The following is a 5,354-nucleotide window of genomic DNA, read 5'->3' as shown; positions in this document are numbered from 1 at the left end:
GGAGCGTGCAATTGGTTCCAAGCTCACTTGCTGTTCCTGTGCGGCAGGAACCAGAAATCACGGCTGCCGGATGAACTGTCGTGTAGTCCGCCAGGATAGAATCGTGTCCCACCTGAGTTGCCCTGTCCAAGTGGACATGGCTTCCAATCGTGGAATCTGCGCCGACGTCAACGTGACTGCAAATCACAGAACCAGCCCCAATCGTGACGTTGGCGCCAATCGAGGCGTACGGGTGAACGAGAGTCGCGGCGGTTAGACCTATCTCGAGAGCGCGCCCCGCCACCCTTTCCCGAGTCGGCCCATGACCTATTGCCACGACATAATGCGTACCGCGCGCAAACGGCGCCGAACCTGTCAGCGTTCCGAGGATTGTGCTCCCGCGACGGTGCACACGATCAAGATCCACATCGCGGGGGTCATCGTCGACGAAGCCCACCGTTCGCCACCTCAGCTCGACCTCGTTGATCGCATCGACCACATCGGCGACCTCGCGCCCGAAACCACCGCAGCCGATGATCACCAGGTCCTTCATCACTGACTCCCTTGGAACTCGGTCATGGTGGCCGCGCCTTCTTCAGTGATGCCGCGCCGTCCGAGCACCGGGAGGATGGTCTTTGCGAGGATGGCAAGGTCTGTGCGGAGGCTTCGGGAGTCCACATAGGCCACGTCCAGCGCCAGTCGATCTTCCCACGGCAGTCCATTGCGCCCCGAAACCTGAGCCAATCCGGTGATGCCCGGCCGGACCTCGTGCCGCCTGGCTTGATCGGGCGAGTAGCGCTCGAGGTAGGCCACCAGAAGTGGGCGTGGCCCCACCAACGACATGTGCCCCCTGACGACGTTGATCAACGTCGGGAGCTCGTCCAGGCTCAGCGAACGAAGTCGCTGGCCAAGCGGCGTCATCCGCTCAGCATCGGTGGCGCCCGAGTCCGCCATGGTCCGAAACTTCACGAGTGTGAAGATCTCATTATTCCTACCGGGCCGGTCCTGGCGGAAAAGGATCGGAGCTCCCAATCTCAGGCGGATCAACGCGGCGACCACGGCTTGGACGGGCAGCGTTACGACGAAGAGCGATGTGGCGCCGACAACGTCGAGCGCACGCTTGAGCGGATCGTATGTTTGACCGCTCATTGACGATCTCCCAGGAAGAGCTCGATAGCCGTCGTCACCCGCGCAACGTCGTCCTCAGTCAAGGCAGATCCGCTGGGCAGCGACAGACCTGTGTCGAAGAGTGATTCAGCTGATCCGGTGGTGGAGTGGTGAGCGTCGGCAAACACCGGCTGCAGGTGCATGGGCTTCCAGAGGGGTCGGCTCTCGATGTCGTCGGCGGCCAGGTGCTTCATCAGATCGGCTGTGGCCCACCCGGTCACAGGCCGGTCCACCACGATTGCGGTCAGCCAGCAGTTGTCATGCTCGTCGCCCTCGCGCTGAAAGATCTCGACGCCGTCGACCTGGGCGAAGAGGTCTGCATACATCTGCCGATGCCGATGGCGAGCCGCGATCATGTCGTCCAGTCGCTCAAGCTGAGCCCTGCCCAGGCCCGCCAGCAGGTTGGAGAGGCGGTAGTTGTAGCCGACTTCCTTGTGTTCGTAGTGGATGGCAGGCTCGCGTGCCTGAGTGGACAGGAAGCGGACGTGGTCTGCCAAGGCAGCGTCATCAGTCGTAACCATTCCGCCACCTGACGTGGTCATGATCTTGTTGCCATTGAAGGAGAGGATCGCCGCGTCACCGAAGGAGCCGGCCCTGATGTCGCCTCGGCGTGCACCCAGGGATTCTGCGGAGTCGGACAGCACCTTCACGCCGTGCTTGGCGGCGACCGCGCCAATCGCTTCATAGTCAGCACATTTGCCGAGCACATCGACCGGCACGATGGCCGGGATACTCTTGCCTTCACTTCTGAGCTTCGTGATGGTCTCATCGAGGAGCGCGGGGTCGATGTTGCCCGACTCGAGATCAGAGTCGATGAACACCGGCGTGGCACCGGTATAGGTGATCGCGTTGGCCGTCGCTGCGAATGTCAATGTCGACGTCGGGATGTAGTCACCCGGGCCGACGCCCCACGACACGAGCACCAGGTGCAGCGCGGCAGTGCCCGAGTTGAGTGCGACGGCATATTGAGTGCCGACGCGCCCGGCCATCTCCCGTTCAAAGGCGTCGACGTGCGGACCAAGCGGCGCTACCCACCCCGAGCGGATCGCGTCGACGACGAACTGCTCCTCGAGCGGGGTGATGTCGGGACTGGAGAGATAAATACGACTCACGGCGCGATGGACCCCGACGGTTGTCTTGACATCTCCACACACACGGAGGCTGCCGATCGGGCTACTTGAGCGTTCTCCTCATGTAGTTGAATCTGATGCGCAGCAAGGGCTGATACCACCGGAACATGAACATGCGAGACGAGAGGGTGGACCGGTCGGACATCGAGCTCATCAGAGCCGAAGAGCACCTCGTGCATCTTCTCGCCGGGCTTGAGACCGGTGTAAACGATGTCGATCTGGCGGTGCGCCTGCTGCGCAACCTGCCTGGCCACGTCAGCGATCTTGACCGGCTCCCCCATGTCGAGCACCAACGCCTCACCGTCACGACCGATGGCCGCCGCCTGGATGACCAATTGGACGGCTTCGCGGATGGTCATGAAGTAACGGGTGACCTCCGGATCGGTCACGGTCAACGGGCCGCCGGCCTCGACCTGTGCCGTGAACGTGCGGAGCACCGAGCCCCTCGTGCCTAGGACATTGCCAAATCGCACGCTCAGGAAGATGCCGCTCGCCCTGTCAGCAAACGCAGCGGTCAGCCCTTCGGCAATCCGCTTGGTGAAGCCGAGCACGTTGATCGGATCGGCTGCCTTGTCCGTAGACACATTGACGAATCGCTCAACGCCGGACGTGGCGGCCGCTTCGGGCACGTTGAGCGTGCCCAGCACATTGGTCTTCACAGCCTCCGAGGCATGATTCTCGAGCATGTTGACATGCTTGAGTGCGGCCGCGTGGAACACGACGTCAGGACGGTGCTGCTCGAAAACCTCAAGCATGCGATCAGCCTCACGGATGTTGGCCAGCACGACGTTCTGGGACTCCAGGTCGGCTCGGCCGTAGATCGAGAGCGCGAGCGAGTGCAGAGCCGACTCGTCTCTGTCCAGCATGAGCAACGCGGACGGGCCGTACCGGATGATCTGTCGGCAGAGCTCCGATCCGATGGATCCACCGGCCCCTGTGACCAGCACACGTTTTCCAGCGAGGTAGCCAGCGATTGAACGCACATCGATCTCGACCTGATGCCGTCCGAGGAGATCCTCCGGTGAGAGGTCGCGCACCGCGCTGTAGTGCACCCCAGTCAGCAGCTCGTCGACACTCGGAAGGACTTTGACATCGAGGTTGGCGTCCAGCGCGATCTCGTTGAGCCTGCTGATCGACACCGAGTCCGCGCTGGGGATGGCCAAGATGACAGTCTTCACACCAGCCCGCGCCGCGAGCCGGCCGAGATGCTCGGTCGTGCCCACCACCCTGATCCCACGGTAGCGAAAGTGACGCTTGCGCCTGTCGTCATCCACGAACGCGACCGGACGCCAATGCTGATCCGAGTCACGTTGCATTGACTTCACCAGCTCGCACCCCCCGTCACCCGCCCCGACGATCATCACCGGAGTCGAGACAACCCCGCTTTCGCTTCGAAGCGGCTGGCTGACCAAGATCCGCCACAACCCTCGTGGCCAGGCACAGAAGACCACCGCGATGAACACGGCGACGAGGGGGGTTGCCCGCGGGACGTACGGCTGGCTGATGAGGGCATTGGACGCCGTGGCGATGCCACCGGCGCCAATGATGACGCTCACGAGCAGGAACATTTCCTCGAAGCTCCCGAGAGCCGTGCGTCCCTGGTGCAGACGGACGACCCACGCGAGAAGCACATGGGAGACGATGGCAATAACCGCGAGAACCAGCACGCCGTAGATGGGCACTTTGGAGTTGGCGTCAGAGACATGTAGAACTCGATTGATCGACAAAGTCTCAAACCGCTGCGCGACGGCGAAATACATCGCAGCTGTCCACGCGAGGGCGTCAATCAGAATCAGGACCGACACGCGTGATTCGCGCAGCAGGCGCGTCACAGGCGGGCGCAATGCTCAGCCTTTCTTGTGCTTGGCTGGTGTGGTGTGTCCTGACAGCGGACATCTCGCACCTGGACCTGTTGAGATTAGCAACGATCTATCACGTATCGGAACTTTTCGGAGATTGAGACCGTGAGGTCATTGCTCCTTGGCGGGGTTCGTGCGAGAAAAATCTTTCGAAGGCTTCCGCTCGGACTTGCCGGAAAGGGCGTGTTCAGCCTCCGGGGCGTATCCGTATCCGTATCCGTATCCATAGCTACCCCGGCCACGTCTGGGTTCGGGCGCCATCGTCACGACCGTGCCGAGCAGCCGGGCGTCGACCGACTGGAGCCTGGTGACTGCGTCGGCCACCTGGTCACGTGTCGTCAAGTTGTGGCGCACCACCAGTATCGCGCCATCCGAGTTCGCCGCCAGCAGAGAGGCATCTGTGACTGGAAGAAGGGGCGGCGCATCAATGAGCACCACGTCATACTGCTCGCGGGCCTCAGCAATCAGCTTCCGCATCGCGACTGACTGCAACAGCTCTGCCGGGTTCGGCGGCGTCCTGCCGCTCGCGAGCAGGTCGGCGCGTGGGACGACTGACTGGATCGCTTCGTCGAACTTGAGGCGGCCCAACAGCACAGTGGTGACGCCCACGGTGTTCTCAAGTCCGAAGTACGTCGTCGCCTTCGGACGACGAAGATCGCCCTCGATCAGCAATACCCTCTGTCCTGAATCAGCGAGTGTGAGGGCCAGGTTGCACGCGGTGGACGATTTGCCCTCGCCGGGCAGGGCACTGGTGACGACAAACACCTTGTGGCTGGCATCGACATTGAGAAACTGCAGGTTCGTGCGCAGCACCCGAAACGCCTCGACACGCGGCGCATGACTGCTCAACTCTGTGATGAGCGGGTTCTTGAGTGCGAACTTGTCGAAGTGGATGTTGCCGAGCACAGGTGCGTCGCCCGTCGACTCGGCCAGGTCCTCTACTGAGGAGACGCGCGTGTCGAGCGTGTCACGCAACACAGCCACCCCGGCGCCGGCGAGCAGCCCGAGGATCGCCGCGAGGAGTACATTCCTGGTCGGCTGGGGTGAGATCGGGCTGACTGGGGTGGTTGCCCGATCTACGATGGACGCCTTAACTGGGGCCGCCGACTTACCAGGGGGTGTCTCGAGCTCGGCGACATATTTGACGAAGACTTGGGCAGTGGCCTGGGTGAGCCGCTTTGCCTCGGCCGGAGACGTGTCAGTGATTGAGATCCGCAGG

4 protein-coding genes and 1 pseudogene are annotated in these 5,354 nt (G+C 62.4%); all 5 read right to left on the bottom strand.

The genetic code is table 11. The annotated features are described in order from the left end of the window. Nucleotides 1-532, bottom strand: a pseudogene (locus H7290_RS11120) (hypothetical protein); the annotation flags it as partial. After that, on the bottom strand, nt 532-1,128 hold the full coding sequence (locus tag H7290_RS11115; protein ID WP_290514081.1) for a sugar transferase: 597 nt from the start codon (nt 1,126-1,128) through the stop codon (nt 532-534). The pseudogene H7290_RS11120 and the gene H7290_RS11115, both read right to left, overlap by 1 nt. Further along, complete coding sequence (locus H7290_RS11110; protein WP_290514080.1) at nt 1,125-2,258, bottom strand: aminotransferase class V-fold PLP-dependent enzyme; 1,134 nt, start codon at nt 2,256-2,258, stop codon at nt 1,125-1,127. The genes H7290_RS11115 and H7290_RS11110 overlap by 4 nt, the downstream gene beginning before the upstream one ends. Then, nucleotides 2,255-4,081: a nucleoside-diphosphate sugar epimerase/dehydratase gene (locus H7290_RS11105; RefSeq protein ID WP_290514079.1), complete on the bottom strand. Its 1,827-nt coding sequence runs from the start codon at nt 4,079-4,081 to the stop codon at nt 2,255-2,257. Before H7290_RS11105 ends, H7290_RS11110 begins: the two co-directional genes overlap by 4 nt. Nucleotides 4,082-4,246: 165 nt before the next feature. Continuing rightward, nucleotides 4,247-5,354 (bottom strand): polysaccharide biosynthesis tyrosine autokinase (locus tag H7290_RS11100; protein ID WP_290514078.1); only part of this gene is annotated, 1,108 nt, incomplete at its 5' end.

It is taken from the genome of Aeromicrobium sp., from assembly GCF_014378035.1.
Taxonomy (GTDB): Bacteria; Actinomycetota; Actinomycetes; order Propionibacteriales; family Nocardioidaceae; genus Aeromicrobium.
This window is presented reverse-complemented; position numbering and strand designations above follow the sequence as displayed.